At 69.8% G+C, this 17,721-nt stretch carries 16 protein-coding genes; 13 read left to right on the top strand and 3 right to left on the bottom strand.

Features of this window, described 5'->3' with window-relative positions; all coding sequences use genetic code 11:
- Window positions 1-50: 50 nt before the first annotated feature.
- From WMF22_RS10645 to mnhG, 7 genes are read left to right on the top strand one after another with little or no spacing between them, the layout of a single operon-like run.
- A complete protein-coding gene (locus tag WMF22_RS10645) occupies window positions 51-2,339 on the top strand; it encodes a putative monovalent cation/H+ antiporter subunit A (RefSeq protein WP_438035670.1) in 2,289 nt (762 codons plus the stop codon).
- A gap of 3 nt (window positions 2,340-2,342) precedes the next feature.
- Entirely contained in the window at window positions 2,343-2,762 is a 420-nt protein-coding gene (locus tag WMF22_RS10640) for a Na+/H+ antiporter subunit B (RefSeq protein WP_438035669.1), read from the top strand.
- Window positions 2,759-3,106 (top strand): Na+/H+ antiporter subunit C, encoded by a 348-nt coding sequence (locus tag WMF22_RS10635; RefSeq protein WP_272101619.1) that lies wholly within the window; start codon window positions 2,759-2,761, stop codon window positions 3,104-3,106. The genes WMF22_RS10640 and WMF22_RS10635 overlap by 4 nt, the downstream gene beginning before the upstream one ends.
- Window positions 3,103-4,614 carry a proton-conducting transporter transmembrane domain-containing protein gene (locus WMF22_RS10630; protein ID WP_438035668.1) on the top strand — a complete coding sequence of 504 codons (1,512 nt, stop codon included), beginning with the start codon at window positions 3,103-3,105 and terminating at the stop codon, window positions 4,612-4,614. Before WMF22_RS10635 ends, WMF22_RS10630 begins: the two co-directional genes overlap by 4 nt.
- A complete protein-coding gene (locus WMF22_RS10625; protein ID WP_438035667.1) occupies window positions 4,611-5,084 on the top strand; it encodes a Na+/H+ antiporter subunit E in 474 nt (157 codons plus the stop codon). The genes WMF22_RS10630 and WMF22_RS10625 overlap by 4 nt, the downstream gene beginning before the upstream one ends.
- Window positions 5,081-5,347, top strand: a complete 267-nt coding sequence (locus WMF22_RS10620; protein ID WP_438035666.1) for a monovalent cation/H+ antiporter complex subunit F — start codon at window positions 5,081-5,083, stop codon at window positions 5,345-5,347. The genes WMF22_RS10625 and WMF22_RS10620 overlap by 4 nt, the downstream gene beginning before the upstream one ends.
- On the top strand, window positions 5,344-5,919 hold the full coding sequence (mnhG, locus tag WMF22_RS10615; protein ID WP_438035665.1) for a monovalent cation/H(+) antiporter subunit G: 576 nt from the start codon (window positions 5,344-5,346) through the stop codon (window positions 5,917-5,919). Before WMF22_RS10620 ends, mnhG begins: the two co-directional genes overlap by 4 nt.
- Before the next feature lie 138 nt (window positions 5,920-6,057).
- Here mnhG and ltrA read toward each other — a convergent pair whose 3' ends face one another.
- Window positions 6,058-7,392 (bottom strand): group II intron reverse transcriptase/maturase, encoded by a 1,335-nt coding sequence (gene ltrA / locus WMF22_RS10610; protein ID WP_438035664.1) that lies wholly within the window; start codon window positions 7,390-7,392, stop codon window positions 6,058-6,060.
- A 590-nt stretch (window positions 7,393-7,982) separates the two neighbouring features.
- Here ltrA and WMF22_RS10605 point away from each other — a divergent pair.
- From WMF22_RS10605 to WMF22_RS10585, 5 genes are all read left to right on the top strand, one after another.
- Window positions 7,983-8,378, top strand: a complete 396-nt coding sequence (locus WMF22_RS10605; protein WP_438035663.1) for a hypothetical protein — start codon at window positions 7,983-7,985, stop codon at window positions 8,376-8,378.
- A gap of 219 nt (window positions 8,379-8,597) precedes the next feature.
- Window positions 8,598-9,215: a superoxide dismutase family protein gene (locus WMF22_RS10600; protein WP_438035662.1), complete on the top strand. Its 618-nt coding sequence runs from the start codon at window positions 8,598-8,600 to the stop codon at window positions 9,213-9,215.
- A 320-nt stretch (window positions 9,216-9,535) separates the two neighbouring features.
- On the top strand, window positions 9,536-10,144 hold the full coding sequence (locus WMF22_RS10595; RefSeq protein WP_438035661.1) for a hypothetical protein: 609 nt from the start codon (window positions 9,536-9,538) through the stop codon (window positions 10,142-10,144).
- A complete protein-coding gene (locus WMF22_RS10590) occupies window positions 10,053-10,400 on the top strand; it encodes a trypsin-like serine peptidase (protein ID WP_438035660.1) in 348 nt (115 codons plus the stop codon). Before WMF22_RS10595 ends, WMF22_RS10590 begins: the two co-directional genes overlap by 92 nt.
- 240 nt (window positions 10,401-10,640) lie before the next feature.
- Entirely contained in the window at window positions 10,641-12,485 is a 1,845-nt protein-coding gene (locus WMF22_RS10585) for a sigma 54-interacting transcriptional regulator (protein WP_438035659.1), read from the top strand.
- A gap of 42 nt (window positions 12,486-12,527) precedes the next feature.
- Here the strand turns inward: WMF22_RS10585 and WMF22_RS10580 are convergent, their stop codons facing one another.
- A complete protein-coding gene (locus WMF22_RS10580) occupies window positions 12,528-14,819 on the bottom strand; it encodes a LamG-like jellyroll fold domain-containing protein (RefSeq protein ID WP_438035658.1) in 2,292 nt (763 codons plus the stop codon).
- Between the two features lie 347 nt (window positions 14,820-15,166).
- On the opposite strand from WMF22_RS10580, the gene WMF22_RS10575 reads away from it, so the two are divergent.
- Window positions 15,167-16,624 carry a trypsin-like serine peptidase gene (locus WMF22_RS10575; protein WP_438035657.1) on the top strand — a complete coding sequence of 486 codons (1,458 nt, stop codon included), beginning with the start codon at window positions 15,167-15,169 and terminating at the stop codon, window positions 16,622-16,624.
- A gap of 43 nt (window positions 16,625-16,667) precedes the next feature.
- On the opposite strand, the gene WMF22_RS10570 is transcribed toward WMF22_RS10575, so the two are convergent.
- The gene (locus tag WMF22_RS10570; RefSeq protein ID WP_438035656.1) at window positions 16,668-17,720 is read right to left on the bottom strand and encodes a hypothetical protein; all 1,053 of its coding nucleotides are present in this window, start codon (window positions 17,718-17,720) and stop codon (window positions 16,668-16,670) included.
- Between the last annotated feature and the right edge of the window lies 1 nt (window position 17,721).

Genomic DNA, 17,721 nt, shown 5'->3' with positions numbered 1-17,721 from the left:
AGGCCCGAACGCCTCGGACCCTCGCCGGCATCGAAGGGGAACCTGCCGCGATGCTGTGGGCTGTCCTGAGCGTGTTCGTCGGAGCGCTGCTGGCGCCGGCCCTCTACCGCGGGCTCGGGCGCCCGGCCGGCTGGCTCTTCGCGGCGCTCCCGCTCGCGGTGCTCGTGTCCGCGGCGCGGCTCGTCCCGGGGCCCTTCGCCGGGGGGGAGGCCCACCACGCGTCGCTGCCGTGGATCCCGTCGCTCGGCGTGGCGCTCGCGGTGAGGCTGGATGGGCTCTCGCTCGTGTTCCTCGGGCTCATCTGCGGCATCGGCGCGCTGATCTTCGTGTACGCGAGCGAATACCTGCGCTCGCACCCGCGGCTCGGGCGGTTTTACGCCTACCTGCTCCTGTTCACGGGATCCATGGCGGGCCTCGTGCTCGCCGACGACGTCATTCTCCTCTTCGTGTGCTGGGAGCTCACGAGCGTGAGCTCGTATCTGCTCATCGGGTGGGACCACGAGCGGCCGGAGGCGCGCAAGGCCGCCTTGACGGCGCTCCTCGTGACGGGCGGCGGCGGGCTCGCGATGCTCGCGGGCCTCGTCCTCCTCGTCGTTGTCACGGGAGAGACGCAGATCTCGCGGTTCTCGGGCGACGTCGTCCGCGAAGGCCCCCTCTACCTGCCGATCCTGCTCCTCGTCCTCGCGGGGGCTTTCACGAAATCAGCGCAGGTGCCCTTTCACTTCTGGCTCCCTCGGGCGATGGAGGCGCCAACGCCGGTCAGCGCTTACCTGCATTCGGCCACGATGGTGAAGGCCGGCGTCTATCTGCTCGCGCGCCTGCATCCCACGCTGGGCGCCACGCGGCAATGGCACCTCGTCGTGACGGGCTTCGGCGCCGCCACGATGGTGGCGGGCGCGGCGCTCGCTGTCACGCAGAAGGACCTCAAGCGGATCCTCGCCTATTCGACCGTGAGCGTGCTCGGCCTGCTCACGATGCTCCTCGGCATCGGGACCCGGGAGGCCGTCTCCGCGGCGGTGGTCTATCTGGTCGCGCATTCGCTGTACAAGGGCGCGCTCTTCATGACCGCGGGGACCCTGGACCACGAGACCGGGACCCGCGACGTCACCCTTTTGCGCGGCCTCGCGCGGCGGATGCCGATCACCGCGACGGCGGCCGTGCTGGCGGCGATCTCGAGCGCGGGGGCGCCGCCGCTCCTCGGTTTCCTGTCGAAAGAGCTCTTCTACGAGGCCGTCCTCGGGCCGCCCTCGATGACGGCGGTCCTCGCCGGGGCCGCGGTCCTGTCGAGCGCCCTCCTGGTCGTTGTGAGCCTGGTCGTCGCCCATCGCCCCTTCTTCGGCGGTCCTCCGGCGGCGCCCGCGCTCCCCCACGAAGCGCCGCTGTCGTTGTGGCTCGGGCCAGCCACGCTCGCGGCGGCGAGCCTCGTCCTCGGCGTGGCGCCGCGGCTCCTCGGCGACCTCCCGAGCGCGGCGGCGACAGCGATCCTCGGCCGGCCCGCGCCGCTCGAGCTGCACCTGTGGCACGGCCTGACCCCCGTGCTCGGGCTCAGCGTCGCGACGCTCCTCGCCGGCCTCGGGCTCTTCCGCGCCCTCTCCGGCCGCGAAGGGCGCCTCCTCGACGCCGCCGCGCGCCTCGGCGCCTGGGGCCCCGCGCGCGTGTACGACGCTGCCTTCGCGGGGCTCCTCCGGTTCGCGGAGTGGCTGACAGGGCGGCTCCAGACGGGGCATTTGCGCCGCTATCTGCTCATCACGGCCCTGACGACGGTCGTGCTCGTCGGGACGCCTCTGCTCCGGAGCCTCCCTTTCACGATCCCGTCGCTCACGGTGGAGCTCCCGGAGCTCGTGCTCGCGGGCGTGATCCTCGCGTCCGCGGCCATGGCGACGCGCACGCGATCGCGCCTCGCCGTCGTCGCCGCGCTCGGCGCGATCGGCCTCTGCGTCATGCTCGTCTACGTGATCTTCAGCGCGCTCGATCTCGCGCTGACGCAGATCATGGTCGAGGTGCTGACGGTCGTCATCTTCGTCCTCGTCCTGCACCACCTGCCGCGCTTCGTGCCCCGATCCCCCGCGCGCGTGTGGATCCCGGACGCGATCGTCTCCGCGATCTTCGGGGCCACGGTGACCCTGTTGATCCTGATGTCGTCGACGCTCTCCCCGGAGCCGATCCTGCGCGAGTTCTTCGTGGCGAAGGGATACCCGGAGGCCCACGGGCGGGACATCGTCAACGTGATCCTCGTGGATTTCCGGGCGATGGACACGCTGGGCGAGTCCACGGTCCTCTGCGTGGCCGGGATCGGGGTCTATGCCCTGCTCGCGACGCGCGCGCGGAAGGGCGCCTGAGCCATGCCCTCCGTCATCCTGCGCGCCGTCACGCCGGTCTTGATGGTGCTCCTGATCATCGTCTCGATCTACGCGCTCCTCCGCGGCCACAACGAGCCCGGGGGCGGGTTCCTCGGCGGGCTCATCATCGCAGCGGCGTTCTCGCTCCACATCCTCGCTCACGACGTCCCCTCGACGCGGCGGCTGCTCCGCGTCGCGCCCCAGACGCTCATGGGGCTCGGGCTCTCGACGATCCTTCTCTCGGGCGTCGTCGGGCTCGTGGCCGGCGGATCCTTCCTGCAAGGCGTGTGGGCGACCGTCCCCGTGCCGGGGCTCGGCGACGTCGCGGTGGGGACGCCGGTGCTGTTCGACGTCGGCGTGTATGCCGCCGTGATGGGCATGGTGCTCATGATCCTCCTCATGGCCGCGGAGATGAGCTCATGACGGTCCTCCTCGCGATCGTCGTCGGCGGGCTCTACGCGTCGGGGCTGTTCCTCATGCTCCGGCGCAGCATCGTGAAGCTCGCCTTCGGCCTCGTGCTGCTCGGGCACGGGACGAACCTCCTCATCCTCACGGCGGCCGGCGTCGTCCGCGGCCGTCCCCCGCTGATCCCCAAGGGCGAAGGGGCCTTCCACGCGCCGCCGGCCGATCCCGTGGCCCAGGCGCTGATCCTGACGGCGATCGTCATCAGCTTCGCGGTCGTCGCGTTCGCCGTCGTCCTCCTTCATCGCGTTCATCGGACGATGGGCAGCGACGACATCGACTCTCTCGAATCGACCCGCCCATGAAGGTGCTCCTCGTCCTGCCCGTCCTCGTCCCCCTGGCCACGGCGGCCCTCTCGCTCCTCTCCTTCCGGCGCGTGGGGAGGCAGCGCGCGCTCGGGCTCGCGGGGAGCGTCCTTCAGCTCACCGTCGGGTTCGCCCTGCTCCGCGCCGTGCACCGGGGAGGCATTCAATCGACCCAGCTCGGCGGCTGGCCCGCGCCGTACGGCATCACCTTCGTGGTCGACCTCTTCTCCGCGCTCATGGTCCTGCTCTCGGGCGTCATCGCGGTCGTCACGTCGATCTACTCCGTGTCGGACATCGACCGCGGGCGGCGGGCGCACGGGTTCTACCCGCTCATGCACGTGCTCCTCATGGGCACGAACGGGGTCTTCGTCACCGGCGACCTCTTCAATCTGTACGTCTGGTTCGAGGTGACGCTGATCGCGTCCTTCGTCCTCCTGGTGCTCGGCAACGAGCGGCCGCAGATGCAGGGCGCGATCAAGTACGTCGCGATGAACCTGATCTCGAGCGCCCTGTTCCTCACCGGCCTCGGCATCCTCTACGGATCCGTGCACGCCCTCAACATGGCCGACCTCTCGCTCAAGCTGCCGAGCCTCGCGCCGCCGATCCGGTTCACCCTCGCGATGATCTTCCTCGTCGCGTTCGGCATCAAGGCCGCTGTCTTCCCCCTCTTCTTCTGGCTGCCGGACTCGTATCACACGCCCCCCGTGACGGTCACCGCGCTGTTCGCGGGGCTCTTGACGAAGGTGGGTGTCTACGCCCTCGTGCGCAGCTTCACCCTCCTCTTCGTGAGCGACGGGGAGGCCACCCACGCGCTCCTCCTCGGGATCGCGGCCTTCACCATGGCCGTCGGCGTGCTCGGCGCGGTGTCCCACCGGGAGGTCCGGCGGATCCTCGCGTTTCACAGCGTGAGCCAGGTCGGCTACATGGTCATGGGCCTCGGCCTGTTCACGCTGTCGTCCCTCTCGGGGGCGATCTTCTTCGTCTTGCACCACGCCATCATCAAGTCGAACCTCTTCCTCATCAGCGGGATCATGCAATCCGGGGGGAAAGACGCTCGCCTCGACCTCCAGGGCGGGCTCCTCGCGCGGAGCCCCGGGCTCTCCGCCTGCTTCCTCGTCACGGCCCTCTCGCTCGCCGGCATGCCGCCTCTGTCGGGCTTCTGGGCCAAGCTCATCCTGGTGCGATCGGGGCTCGAGGTCGGCTCGCGCGGGGCCGCGGCCGTCGTCGCCACGAGCCTCGCCGTCGGCCTCGTCACCCTCATTTCGATGACGAAGATATGGAACGAGGCCTTCTGGAAGCCCGCGCCCGCCGGGGCCGACCTCGCCCCGCGCGAGAGCGGGACGCGGCGCCCTGCGCTCCTGTACGTGCCGGTCGTCCTCTTGACCGCGCTGGGCGTCACGCTCGGAATGGCGCCCGAGCCGCTCCTCGCCGTCGTCCGGCGGGCCGCCGCGCAGCTCGCCGATCCAACCGAGTACGTGCGCGCCGTGCTGGGGGAGGGTCGCCCATGAGAGCCCTCGTTCTCAATCTGTTCCTGGCGATCGTCTGGGTGGGCCTGACAGGCCGCGCCACCGCAGGGGGCCTCGTCTTCGGCTTCCTCCTCGGGTACCTCTTGCTCCTCTGGCTCCGGCGCCTGATCGGCCCCACGACCTATTTCGAGAAGCTGCCAGGGGTGCTGTCGTTCATGCTCTTCTATGTGAAAGAGATGGTGCGGGCGAACCTCAGGGTCGCCCGCGACGTCATCTCGATCAGGCGAGAGAGCCGCCCGGGCATCGTCGCGGTCCCCCTGGATCTGACGACCGATCTCGAGATCACCGTGCTGACGATCCTCCTCGCCCTGACGCCCGGCACCTTTGGCCTCGACGTCTCGGGCGACCGCACGGTCCTCTTCGTCCATGCGATGTTCGTGGACAGCGCCGACGCGCTGCGCGCGACCATCAAGAGCGACCTCGAGCGCCGCGTGAAGGAGCTCTTCCGATGACCCCGCTCCTGCTCTTCGCGATCGCCGTCGTCACGGTGGCGTTCGTCGTCGCGTTCATCCGCCTCCTGCTCGGGCCGAGCCTCCCCGACCGCGTTGTCGCGATGGACCTCATGGCGACGGTCGGCAGCGGGGGCATCGCCCTCTACGCGATGGTGACCGACCACGGCGTCCTCCTCGACGCGGTGATGGTGCTGTCGCTCATCTTTTTCCTCGGCACCATCGCGTTCGCGTACTACCTCGAGCGGCAGGGGGAGGCGTCGTGATCCTCGAGCTCGTCGAGGGCGCGCTCCTCGTCGTCGGATGCATCTTCATGCTGCTCGCGGCCGTGGGCATCCTGCGCATGCCGGACCTGTTCACGCGCCTCCAGGTGACATCGAAGGCCTCGGTGCTCGGGATGACGTGCATCATCTCGGCCTCCGCCCTTCATTTCTACGACCCGGCCGTCACCACCCGGGCCATCGTCATCATCGCGTTCGTTGCGCTGACGATGCCCGTGGCGACGCACTTGCTCGCTCGCGCCGGTTACACGACGAGCACGCCCCTCTCGCCGGAGACCGTGGTGAACGAGCTCGCGGCGCATTACGATCCGGCGACCCACACCCTCGCCGGCACAGAGCCGAGGACCCGCGCGTTCGAGCTCGTGTCCGGGGCCGCCGTCGTCGGCAAGCGTATCGCTGAGCTCGGCCTGCCTGCCGGCGTGCTCATTCGCGCCATTCACCGGGAGGGCGGGACCGTCGTGCCCCGAGGCCAGACGATCCTCGAGGCCGGCGACAGGCTCGAAGTGCTCGTGGAGCCGGCAGAGCTCGGCCGCGTGCGCGAGATCTTCGAGGCCTAGAGCGACAAACGGGTTGAAACCGCCAGAAGAGAGCAGAATTCGAACCGCTCGGGTAGCCCTGGGGGATTGCTCCCCCAGGGCCCCCACAGATCCGGACGTGCGGGGCTACCGCATCCGGCTCTTCGCAACATGGATTCGCTACGCGGGTGAGTACGGCCTCGCGACCCGGGCAGGTGGGAGGGGGTAGCGTTCCAGCAGCATGTGCCTGCGGTCCCAGTTGATCCGCGCTCTCTGGGAGCGACGACCGAGCCACTTGCACCAGATGCCGATGACCAGCTCGCGGAAGCGGCTGATCGCCTCGGAGTTCCCCGTGATGCCGAAGTACCCGAAGTGACCTCGCAGCTTCTGCGCGAGCGATCGCTGCTGCTCCCCGAGCGCCTGGTGCCGATGCTGCCGACACCACGCCGCGACCCGCTTCAGCGCGCGGCGAAAGCGACCGGAGGCGGTCTTCTGCTTGACCACCCACCTGCCTCGACGAGACAAGCCCCAGTAGTGGGTGAAGCCCAGCAGGTCGAACGTGTCGGGTCCATGATCCGATCGATCCTCCGAGGGAGGCTGACGGTCAGGCCGACGAAATTCGATCAGCCGGGTCTTGTCCGGGTGGAGCGCAAGGCCGTACTTGCCGAACCTCTTCGGGAGCACGGCCAGAACGCGACGAGCATCTTCCTCGTGCGAGAACACCAGGACGAAATCGTCCGCGTACCGGATGAGAAACGCGCGGCCTTGCAGTCGCGGCTTCACCTCCTGCTCGAACCACACGTCCAGTACCTCGTGCAGGTAGACGTTCGACAGCAGTGGCGAGACCACGCCGCCTTGAGGCGAGCCAGACTCCGGGAAGGACACGGCCCCGGATTCCAGCACGCCCGCATGCAACCACTTGCCGATGAGCCGCAGCAGCACCCCATCGCGCACCCTTCGGCGAAGGATCTCCTGGAGGTGGCCATGGTCGAGGGTGTCGAAGAACTTCCGGATGTCGACCTCCAGGACCCAGCCGCCGCCCATGTGCATCACCTGGTCACGGAGCGCGTGCAGCGCTTGATGCGCAGAACGCTCCCTCCGGAAGCCGTACGAGCTGTGTAGAAAGTCCTGCTCGTAGATCGCCTCCAGCACCATGACGACCGCGCGTTGCAGGACCTTGTCCTCGAAGGTCGGAATGCCGATGGGCCGCATCTGCGTCCCGTCGCCCTTCGGGATGAGGACCCGCCTCACGGGCGGCGCGCGGTACGTGCCGGACTTCGCGCGTTCAAGCAGCGACCGGAGGTTGTCCTCCAGATGCGCCGCGTACTCGTCCGCGGTCTGCCCGTCCACGCCCACGGCGCCGTCCTTGCGCGTGCGACGGTACGCCTCGCGCAGCCACTCGACGTCGATGTGGTGCGCGAGCGTCGTGAACGCCACGCCAGGCGCTTCCCTCGCCAGCTTCGCTATCCGCTCGAGTTTCGTGGAGATGTTTTGGGAGCCCGGTGTCTCCTTCATCTTTCCCTCCAGCAGTTCCATGTCCCGGCACCCCCTTCGCTCCACGGGGTCCCTCGGGACGGTTCCCCCGCTTCATCCGCTACTACGAGGTGCTCGGACGCCTCGTCACCCTTCCCGCCTCGCTTCGTTCCCTTCGCTCGGCGGTACCGCACCCGCCGCTGCGGCGGGCTTTTCTTGGCGGAGGCGACGGGGCCTCCCAGGTTCCTGGGGAACCCTTGCGTGCACGCCCTGGTCTCCGACCCCGGGGGGTCCAGCGCGCCGAGCCCTTCGCCGCACGCAGCGTTCCAGCGCGCCGGTGTTGCCTTCCGCTTCTTGGACAGCTTGGGCACCCACCAAACATGGCATTTCGAGGCTCAATACAAGGCTTTCACGCTCGCTGTCTACGCTTCGCAGCCCGGGGTCTACCCTCCGAGCCACGCAAGACTCGCTTCCGGCTGGGGGCTAGCCTTGGCCGGAGAGGTCCGCAGGACCTCCATGGGTTCCATCGCAAGGTTTCAGCTTTCTACATGAGCATCCTCCTCGCCCAGGCTTTGCCTGGCGCACCCAAGGCGCCAACGACGCCAAGAGAATCACAATAATCTTGGCGTCTTATGGCGCCTTGGCGGTTCACTTCTCGCTCGATCAACGTGATCGGTCTTCTAGTACTAGCTCGATCCCTGATGAACCGGCTCCGTATCCTCACGCTCAATCTCTGGAACCGCAAGGGCCCCTGGGACGCGCGCCTCTCGCTCATCCGCGAGGGCATCCGCGCGTGGAACCCAGGTGGTATCGGGCTTGAGGAGGTGCTCCTCGAAAACCATCACACGCAGGCGGACGAGATTCGCGAGGGCCTCGGGAGCTGGGATCTCGAGCTCGCCGATCGCATCCGTGCAGGCTGGCCAGACGGCCCTCCCCGGAACCAGGACTTTCTCGCTTGGCTCGGTCGAGACTACGATCGTCTCGCTGCCAGGACAGCCTCCTCCACGCGAGCGCTCAGGGCTGGATAGCCCCCACCGCGCGCGCCGGAGCGCCGAAGCAGGGCAGCAGCGCCACATCTTTCTACGATCGTCGGAATTCCGTCGCCGGATAAGCGACCGATGCATGATTTTTGTGACGGAACTGCTTGGACGCTCGCCGTGTTCGGACATACTCGTGCCCTCGATGGCTTGATCGCGTCCGGGGGGCAACTGCCTGCCTGTTCGGGTCACGCCGAGAAAAGGAGACTTATGTCACGGTGGTTGAAGCTCTCGTTGCTCGCCCTTGGGGCCAGCACTCTCTTGGCCGCGTGCGGGGATGACGGGGAATCGCCCGCTGGCACCAGCAGCACGTCGTCCACGGCCGGCTCGGGCGGGGGCGACGCCTCGACGAGCACATCCGCGTCGGGGAGCGGCGGCGGTGGCGGCGGTGACGGCGGAAACGGCGGCGGTGACGGCGGAAACGGCGGCGGCGCGTCCCTGCGGGCCGAGGCGGAGATCCAGGGGCTGAACTCGAGCGGCCTGACCGGGACCGCGGCTTTCGCGCAGACCGGAGAGGAGGTGACGCTCACCATCACGCTGTCAGGCTGCCCTGAAGGCGAGCACTCCGCTCACATCCACGAGAACAAGAGCTGCGGCAGCAACGGTACTGATGCGGGCGCCCACTGGGTGCCCAACGGCGAAGGACTCGGCAGCTTCACGTGCGATGCGAGCGGGAAGGGCACGCACACGGTCAAGCGCGGGACCGACGTCTGGACCGTCGGCGACGACGCGGACACCGACGTGACGAAGTACGCGATCGTCGTGCACGCCGCGGCAGACCCCGACGCGGGCGGCCGCATCGGCTGCGGCCTCATCGAGCAGGAGTAACCCTCCGCGGAGCTCGTCCGTCCGGGCCTCCGGGGGGCGTATCGGCCCCCCGGCTACCATCCCGCGGCGGGTGGCCAGCTAGCGAGACTCGGAAACTTTCTTCGAAGGCATCACCGTGACCGTGCTCGTGGAGCCGGCGGAGCTCGGCCGCGTGCGTGAGATCTTCGAGGCGTAGCACCAGAGCCGCACCTTGACACCCCCGGCGGTCGGCGGGCAGGCGTGTTTGCCAGGCTCGCCATCCTCTCTTATCCTATGCGGTTCGTCCGCTTGCGCCGCTTCCACGCGGCGAGCCGGGACGAAGGGGGGTTGTAATGAACAGAATGATGCTGGTCGCTGGGTCGCTCCTCGCGCTCACGGGGCGTGCCGGGAACGTGGACGCTCCCGGCGCAGGCGGAGCCGACGACGCAGACGGGTTCGAGACGGCGCCCGGGCCGCTCCGGGCGGGTGACGTCATCGCGTATGCGGCCGAGACGTCCCACCCGTACGCGGGTGGCTGGAAGCAGGCGATCACCTCGCCGGGCGCCACGTTCGTGCGCGTTCACTTCAACGACTTCTCGCTCGCGAAGGGCGATGTCGTCACCGTCTCGAGCCCCGACGGCGCGCAGTCGTTCCGGTACGAGGACCGCGGCCCGAACGGGGACGGCGACGTCTGGGCGTTCGCCATCGACGGCGAGACGGCGATCGTCGAGCTGCACAGCAGCACCGGCGGTGGCCACGGGTTCTCGATCGCGGACATCGGCCACGGGACGCTCGCGATCGCCCCGGATCCTGTGACGCCGGGCGAGGCGACGCCCCACAGCGTCTCCGTCGAGCGGAGGCCCGGCGGAGGCACGCCGGATGTCGTGTGCGCCACGCCGCGTCGGCAACCCCATCAACTTCATCCAGCACCCGGGCGGACGCCCGAAAGAGATCGGCTTCTGGAGGGATGACGCGCATACCCTCCGCTGCCAGATCGACACGCTCGATCAGACCTACTCCGGCACGCTCTCGGGATCGCAGATCGGCTACTCGTGCGACAGCGAAGGCGGATCGAGCGGGTCGCCGATCATCAATGCCAACACGGGCCTGGTGGTCGGCCTCCACCACCTCGCCAACGTCGCCTGGTTCTCCTGCAGGAACGGAGGAACAGAGATGTCCGCGATCTGCGCGGACGCCGGCGACCTCATCAGCTGCGCCACCGATTGAGTCGAACGAAGGCTCCACGCGTCTCGCCCTCCGAAGCGCCCTCGGCGTAAAGCCCCGCGCGCCTCGGCCCCGGGGCTCGCGGTCGCCGCCCCACGCAGGGGCCCGGCGCCGACTCCTCCACCGGGCAACCCGCCGCTGGACGCCAGCGGCGATCGAGGGGTATCCAGGTCCCCATGATCACGAGGGCGGGTTCACGGAGGCGGCGCGCGCGGGAGGCCGCCCGGCACGGAGGGCGATACGGTGGGTAAGTCGCCCGCGAGCGCGAAGACCCAGAGCCTCCACCGAGGCGACCTCTCCGGCGGCGATCTGGACGCCGCCGCCTATCTCCTCGTGATCGACGGCTCCTCGTCGCGGCGGTTCCCGCTGCCCAGGGAGGGGGTGCTCTTCGTCGGCCGCTCCACCGACGCGGAAATCTGCGTCGCCGCCGCCGCGGCGTCCCGGCGGCACGCGAAGTTCCTCGTCGCCGACGGCGAGGTGCAGCTCATCGACCTGAAGAGCCACAACGGCACGCTCGTCAACGGCGAGCGCCTGGAGGGCTCGCGCCTCCTCTCCTCGGGCGACGTCGTCGCGATCGGCGACGCGCTCCTGATCCTCCGGCGCGAGCCCCGGACGCCGGACCGGGCCACCGTCGACGCGGGCCGCTGGCGCCGGCGCCTCGAGGAAGAGCTCGCGCGCGCAGGCGATTACGGCAGGCCGCTCGCCGTGGCCGTCGTGTCGACCGGCGGCGTCCAGGACAGGGAGGCCACCGGGGTCGCGGCCGCGGCGGCGCTGCGGCTCATCGATGTCCTCGCCTGGAGCGGCGGCGCGCAGCTCGTCGTCCTGATGCCCGAGCTCGGCCCCGAGGCGGCGCGCGCGGCGACGCTCGATCTCCTGGAGGCGCTCGCGCCGCTCGCGCCGGAGGCCCGGGGCGGCGTCGCCTCGTACCCGGCCGACGGCGGCGACGCCGAGACGCTCGTCTCCGGCGCCGCCGCGGCGGCCGCGATCGCGGGGCCGGGCGCGGTGGCCCTCGCCGCGGACACCGCCGTCCGGCACCACGTCGGCGAGCGCGAGGTCGTGCTCGCGGATCCGGCGATGATCCGCGTGTTCGAGCTGATTCGAAGGCTCGCGGCGAGCGACCTCTCGGTGCTCGTCCTCGGCGAGACCGGGGCCGGCAAGGAGAACGCCGCGGCCGCCCTGCACCACTGGTCGGCGCGGGCGAGCAAGCCGATGATCACGCTGAACTGCGCCGCCCTCCCGGAGACGCTCGTCGAGAGCGAGCTGTTCGGGTACGAGCGGGGCGCTTTCTCGGACGCGCGCGCGCCGAAGGCCGGCCTGCTCGAGCGGGCGCACGGCGGCACGGTGTTCCTCGACGAGATCGGCGAGCTGCCGCTCGGCGCGCAGGCCAAGCTGCTGCGCGCGCTCGAGGCGAAGCGGATCACGCGCCTCGGCGACGTGCGCGAGCGCGAGGTCGATTTCCGCGTCGTGGCCGCGACGAACCGCGACCTCGAGGCCGAGCGCCGCGCGGGCCGCTTCCGGGAAGACCTGCTCTTCCGGCTGAGCACGGCGGTGGTCGAGCTGCCGCCGCTGCGGCACCGCCCGCGCGAGGTGCCGATCCTGGCGCGCCTCTTCCTGGCCGAGGCGCGCGCCCGCGGCGGCAAGGCGCCGCTCGAGCTCTCCGAGGCCGCGCTGTCGACCCTCGCGTCCTACGGGTTCCCGGGCAACGTGCGCGAGCTGAAGAACGCGATGGAGTACGCGGCGGCGACCGCGGAGGGCGAGGCCGTCGAGCTGTGGAACCTGCCGGACCGGATCGCGGGGCGAGGGCCTGCCGCACCGGCCGGCGAGGGCGCGCCGGCCGGTGGACGCGCGCCGTCGTCGCCGCCGGGCGCGCCGTCGCCGCCGCAGGGCGCGCCCTCGTCGGCGCCGCGCTTCCGGCCGATCGCCGAGGAGCTGAAGGAGCTCGAGCGGCGGCGGATGCAGGAGGCGCTCGAGGCGACGGGCGGGGTGCAGACGCGCGCGGCGGAGCTCATCGGGATGCCGACGCGGACCTTCGTGTTCAAGCTGAAGCAGTACGGCCTCGCGGCGCGCCCGGCGAAGCGGCCGTCCTGAGGGCGCCGGGCGCCCAGCGCGATCCGCCGGGGCCCGGTCCGCTCACCGAGCGCTCGCCCGGCCGGAAAGGGACACTGGCTCGAAGCTTACCACCACCTCGTGAGCGCCGATGTCGTGCGTGCTCTGCTGGGGACGCGGGGTGCCGAAGAAGTCCTCCTGGACGCCGGGGAGGAGCGTCCCCCGGTTCCTGACGGGTGAGCCGCCCAGCAGCCGGAAGTCGTCGGGCTCGGTGCCTTCCTCGTGGACGAGCAGCGGGTCCCCGATCACGTCGCTCGCGCTCTGCCCGGATCCCCCCGGTGAGGAGCTCCCGTTGCCGCCGAACCAGCTGTTGCTGGCGAAGTCGATCCTGACCGTGTGGCTGAACCTCGTCAGCGGCCTGTCGCTCCTCAGCTGGTAGAAGATGTTGTTGACGACCTGCGCTCGCTTTCCCGCGGCGGAGGGCGCGGGGCCCCGGATGCCGAACAGCTCCGCGTCTCCGGCGCCGACCACCGTGTTGTTCTCGATCCTGGTTCCACCCAGGTCGCTCGGCCCCGTGCCGCCCCACGCGCTCAGCTGGAGGACCGTGCGGCGGGGGACGGCCGAGGGGCCGGGGCCGACGACGATGTTGTTCCGGACCAGGTTGTTGTCCAGCAAGACGTCGCCCGGGTCCTCGTTGGCGAGCGAGATCCCTACCGCGGCGGCGGGGATCCGCAGGTCCCCGGCCCACGTGCAAGCCGTCTCGCCCGCGGGTCGAGCGGGGCAGCTCACGCCGTCCGGGCAGTAGGGCCTGTGGAACGCCGGCGCGCTCAGCGAGTAGATGAAGTTGCGCTCGATCGTGGAGTCGGCGAGGTTGTTGAGGTAGAGGTCGACGCTGTAGTTGTCGTGCAGCACGTTGTCGGCGACGTGGTGGTTCGTCCCGTAGGCGCCGATCCCCTCCCCGAAGTTCTCGTAGATCGTGTTGCCCACGACCACGTCGCCCTCCCGCGTCAGGTTCACCGCCGACGGCCACCCGCCCTGGTGGCAGAACTGCAGCTTGTCCGCGTTGATCCTCACGTTGTCGTAGACGACGTTGTTCTCGAACCGCATATGGGTCGACTGGTGCCCGGGATAGACGGCGCCCTTGAACGAGCCGTGGATCGTGTTCCCCGCGATGCGGATGTGCTTGCCGCTGCTCGACCCGTCCCACTTCCAGAGGTTGATCGCGACGCCCTTCGCGTTGCGCATCTCGAACCCGAGGATGTCGTAGTACGCTCCTCGGATCTGAAAGATGTTCTCGTTGCCGCTCCCTCCCAGGCTGCCGTCGAGCACGACCGACTCGCCGGGATAGGGCTGGAAGACGATGTGCTCTTCCTCGGTGCCGAGGTGGTCGAGCTTCACCGGGCTCGCGCTGTCCGTGAAGTAGGTGCCGCCGCGGACGTAGACCGTATCGCCGACCTGCGCCGCCTGCCCCGCCTTCACGAGCGTCCTGAAGGGTTTGGCCAGCGTGCCCGGGTTCGTGTCGAGCCCGCTGGTCGCGACATGATAGGTGTTCCTGGTGAGCGCCTTGATCTGGGCGGCGGTCAACGAGACGTCGTAGAGGCGCACCTCGTCGATCGTCCCGGCGTAGGCGTTCGAGGAGGGGTGGTTGCCGATGACGACGGGGCGCGTGGAGTCTTGCAGCGCCCGGGGCTCCGTCGAGACGGCGGCCGTCGCGGCCAGGGCGCCGTTCACGTACAGCGAGACGCGCGTCCCGTCGTAGACGCCCGCCACGTGCGACCACACGCCCGGGGTCGCCGGGGCGGCGACGGTGACCGTGCTCCCCGAGCCATTTCCGGGGAGAGCGATGCTGAACCCGAACTGACCGTCCTGGAGGAACAGCGCGTACGACTCCATCGAATACCACTTGTTCACGATGGTCCGGAGGCCCGAGGTGCTCGACGGCTTCACCCACGCTGCGGCGGTCATCTGCGTCGTGAAGTGGAAGGCCGGGCGGTCCGGGATCTCGATGCGATCGTCGGCCCCGTCGAAGGTGGCGCCCCGGTCGACGCGGCCTGCGCCGCACCCCGCCCCGTTGTACCTCACGCCGTTCGCGCCGTTGCCCGAGTCGTCGATCACGACCGTGCTCGAGCAATCCTCATCCAGGTGCCATAGCGCGACCGGCGACGGCGGCGATGCCGCGAGCGGAGCCGAGGCCCCGGCGACCGGCTCGGCCGGGAGCGGCTCGCCCGTATCCGCGCAGCCCGCCGCGACAACCGCCGCGAAGGCCATCGTGGCCCGGCGCAGGAGCGATCGCCCTGTCCGCCGCGCGGGGGCCGAGAGGACGCCCGCGGCGGCCAACGGGGCCGGCCGCGGCGTGTCGTTGATGTTCCCTGTCATCGAGGAGCCATGTTGAATACGCATCGTGCTGTCTCGCTGTGGCGTGTTGAGCTGCAATCCGCACTCGGCTCTGGCAACTCGCGGGCCAGGTGGCGGCGTCGGGGCAGCGCGCGGGCGCAGCGCCGGTCACGCAAACGTTGCTCACCGCGCCGCGGAGCGAACGCAAGTCTTGCTCACCTCCGCAAGCGTTGCTCGGCGCCGGCGCGCTCCGCTCGTTGCCCGGCGCGCGGCATCTCGCCGCGCGGCGATGTGGCCCTGGGGGCGACAGCGCGGCGCGCGGCCGTGATTCGTTCCTCGAAAGAGGGCTATTCCGAACCTGGCATGCGAGTTGCCGAGGCTCCAGCGACATGCTCATGCGCAACCATTCTTCGAGACAACCCCATGGGATCGACCTGCTGCTCGCCTCGTGTTTCGCGGTGATGCCGCTGGGGTGTGCGGCGGCGGAAGCCGAAGACGCCCTGCTTGGGGAGAGCCACGACGCCATCATCCACGGCTACCATGGCGTCTACTCCGCCGCCCAGTATTTTCCAGCCATCGGCGAGAGCCTCATATACAGCAATCCCGCGGACGATCGGCAATTCGGATACTGCACGGGGACGCTCATCGACGACCACACCGTGCTCACGGCGGGTCATTGCGTCTGCTCGGGGATGGATCCCGACTGTGGCCCTGGCGGCGATATCTCGAGCTCCGACGCCCGGGACTCCTTCAGCATCACGCTCTACAACGACGGCGCGCCACGCCCGTTCCGCGTCCCTGTCGACAAGTGGGCGCTCGTGAGCAAGCACGCGGGAATCGATGACCTCGCCCTCGTCCGGCTGAAGTACCGCGTTCCGAGCTCGATCGCCAAGCCCCTTCCCTACGTGCAATGGAACGAGACCAAGGTGTCGTCGTATTGCACGTTCGGTTATGGCCCCGGCCCGTACGACGAGAATTTCGAGGAGGGACCCACGGGGGTCAAGCGCGTGGGCGTGCACGCCGTCGGGACGTTCACGTATGAGGACAACCCCAACATCTGGGTTGGGAGCGGAGACTCCGGGGGGCCCACGATCGCTGACTGGAGCTTGGTCGCTAAATCGACGACCTCGGCGAAGATCATCGCGGTGAACAGCGCGGCCTCTTTCGACTACCCCAACCTCCATTCGGCGCGCCCGGGCTCCTACAAGCAATGGATCGATAGCACGCGGTCGCGGTGGGACCTCGCCGGTCTGCCCCCGTCGCTCCTGAACTGGTATTACCGGGCCGATTTCGAGACCACCCCCGGCCCCGAGTGGACCGCCTCGCTCCCGGGCGTCGGGCCAGCGCTCATCCACACGACCCTGAGCGAGAACGGCTCGCAGCGCTTCCTGGGCGAGTATGCGAACGAGAAGTTGAGCCTCAAGCTGACCGGGCTACCCAAGCACTCGAGCGTCATCGTCTCGTTCGATCTCTACATCATGAAAACATGGGACGGAAACAGCACCTGGTGGGGCCCCGACGTCTGGACGTTCTCGAGCGACGGCCAGGTTCGTATCAACACCACCTTCTCGATGAGCCCCGACCTTTCGCAGGCGTACCCGGGCACCTATCCGGGCGCGGATCACCCGGCTCGAATGGGTGAGGCCGTGGACGATTCGCTCGGGTACGGCTTGGCCGGCGACTCGGTGTACCGCTTCCGCATGGCCATCCCTCACAGCGAGGGCTCGCTGTCGCTCGATTTCCAGGGTCAGGGCCTGACGGGCGTTCACAACGAGAGCTGGGGCCTGGACAACGTGTCGGTCCAGCTCGTCGGGCCGACCTTGGAGTCGGCGACAGTGCCTCTCTAGCACTAGTTTGCCCGTGCACCAGGGAAGCGCATCGGTTCCGACTTCACCACGCTGCGTGCAGGCCGACTCGCGCCGGCGAGACGTCGATTCTCCAGCGGACGGCGCCCGTGTTTTCTGGCCCGTCCTGCCGCGAAGGCGCGGTGACGAGCAGCACCAAGCCTCCCGCCGCCAGCACGCTGCCGACCACGAGCGCTGCCGTCGCCCCGTTCCCGAGATCCGCCGCCTGATCGCGCAGACCGAGCCCGATCTCGTCGCACGTGTTCCGCGCGTCGCAATGCCCCTCCTGGTTGCTCGCGTTCTTCTTTCCGACGGCGAGCGCCGCGAGCACCCCGGTCGCCCCGAGCCCCGCGGCCCCGGCCGCGACGGCCGCGATGCCGACAGGCCGTTGCCAGGGGTGCGCCGCGGGCGCGGGCGCAGGCGAGCCGGGCGCGGGCGTCGACGTCACCGGCGCGGCCGAGCCGGGCGCGGAGGCCACGGGCGCGGGCGGCGGAGCAGCTTCCTCCGCCCCAAGCATGGGCACCTCCACGCGCGCGTGCGCGCCATCCTCGCCGATCACGACCTTGCGCGACCAGGGGCGATACCCCGGCGCCCTCGCCTCGATCACGTGCTCGCCCCTGTCGACCGCCAGCGCCGTCCCCCAGACGGCGGCGCCGAGCGCGAGCCCATCGCTGGCGATCGAGATCCCTGGCAGGCGGCGGACGGCGTCCGGCAGCTCCACCGTCAAGGTCGCGAGCCTCGGCCTCAAGGCGACCGCCTTCCTGCCTGCCGCGGCGGCGCGCTGGGCCTGACCGGCGCGGCTCGCCAGCACCTCCACGAGCCCGTACTGCGCCCACGCGCTCGCGAGCCGGCCCTGGGCCTCGTAGCACCTCGCGAGCGTCTCCTTCGCGCCGAGCGCCTCGGGGAGCATCTGCGTCGTCTGCTCGAGCTTGGGGCAGGCGCTCGCGTAGTTCTTGCTGTCCATCTCGGCGACGGCCTGCTCGAAGAGGGACTGGGCCGCCGCCATGGTCTTCGGATCGGCGGCCTGCGCACGCGCGGCAGCGGGGACGAGCAGCAGCGTCAGGGCGAGCGTGCAGGCACGTGAGGGGAAACTGGCCATG

Origin of the sequence: Sorangium sp. So ce204 (assembly GCF_051526795.1) — a bacterium.
In the GTDB taxonomy this organism is placed as follows: domain Bacteria; phylum Myxococcota_A; class Polyangia; order Polyangiales; family Polyangiaceae; genus Sorangium; species Sorangium cellulosum_B.
This window is presented reverse-complemented; position numbering and strand designations above follow the sequence as displayed.

Excerpts from the sequence above, each read along its gene's own strand:
- WMF22_RS10600 (WP_438035662.1), top strand. The coding sequence starts at position 8,598 with ATGTCACGGTGGTTGAAGCTCTCGTTGCTCGCCCTTGGGGCCAGCACT.
- WMF22_RS10575 (WP_438035657.1), top strand. The coding sequence starts at position 15,167 with ATGCTCATGCGCAACCATTCTTCGAGACAACCCCATGGGATCGACCTG.
- WMF22_RS10590 (WP_438035660.1), top strand. The coding sequence starts at position 10,053 with ATGTCGTGTGCGCCACGCCGCGTCGGCAACCCCATCAACTTCATCCAG.
- WMF22_RS10640 (WP_438035669.1), top strand. The coding sequence starts at position 2,343 with ATGCCCTCCGTCATCCTGCGCGCCGTCACGCCGGTCTTGATGGTGCTC.
- WMF22_RS10625 (WP_438035667.1), top strand. The coding sequence starts at position 4,611 with ATGAGAGCCCTCGTTCTCAATCTGTTCCTGGCGATCGTCTGGGTGGGC.
- WMF22_RS10580 (WP_438035658.1), bottom strand. The coding sequence starts at position 14,819 with ATGACAGGGAACATCAACGACACGCCGCGGCCGGCCCCGTTGGCCGCC.
- WMF22_RS10570 (WP_438035656.1), bottom strand. The coding sequence starts at position 17,720 with ATGGCCAGTTTCCCCTCACGTGCCTGCACGCTCGCCCTGACGCTGCTG.
- WMF22_RS10630 (WP_438035668.1), top strand. The coding sequence starts at position 3,103 with ATGAAGGTGCTCCTCGTCCTGCCCGTCCTCGTCCCCCTGGCCACGGCG.
- WMF22_RS10605 (WP_438035663.1), top strand. The coding sequence starts at position 7,983 with ATGGCGCCTTGGCGGTTCACTTCTCGCTCGATCAACGTGATCGGTCTT.
- WMF22_RS10620 (WP_438035666.1), top strand. The coding sequence starts at position 5,081 with ATGACCCCGCTCCTGCTCTTCGCGATCGCCGTCGTCACGGTGGCGTTC.
- WMF22_RS10645 (WP_438035670.1), top strand. The coding sequence starts at position 51 with ATGCTGTGGGCTGTCCTGAGCGTGTTCGTCGGAGCGCTGCTGGCGCCG.
- WMF22_RS10595 (WP_438035661.1), top strand. The coding sequence starts at position 9,536 with ATGATGCTGGTCGCTGGGTCGCTCCTCGCGCTCACGGGGCGTGCCGGG.
- ltrA (WP_438035664.1), bottom strand. The coding sequence starts at position 7,392 with ATGAAGGAGACACCGGGCTCCCAAAACATCTCCACGAAACTCGAGCGG.
- WMF22_RS10635 (WP_272101619.1), top strand. The coding sequence starts at position 2,759 with ATGACGGTCCTCCTCGCGATCGTCGTCGGCGGGCTCTACGCGTCGGGG.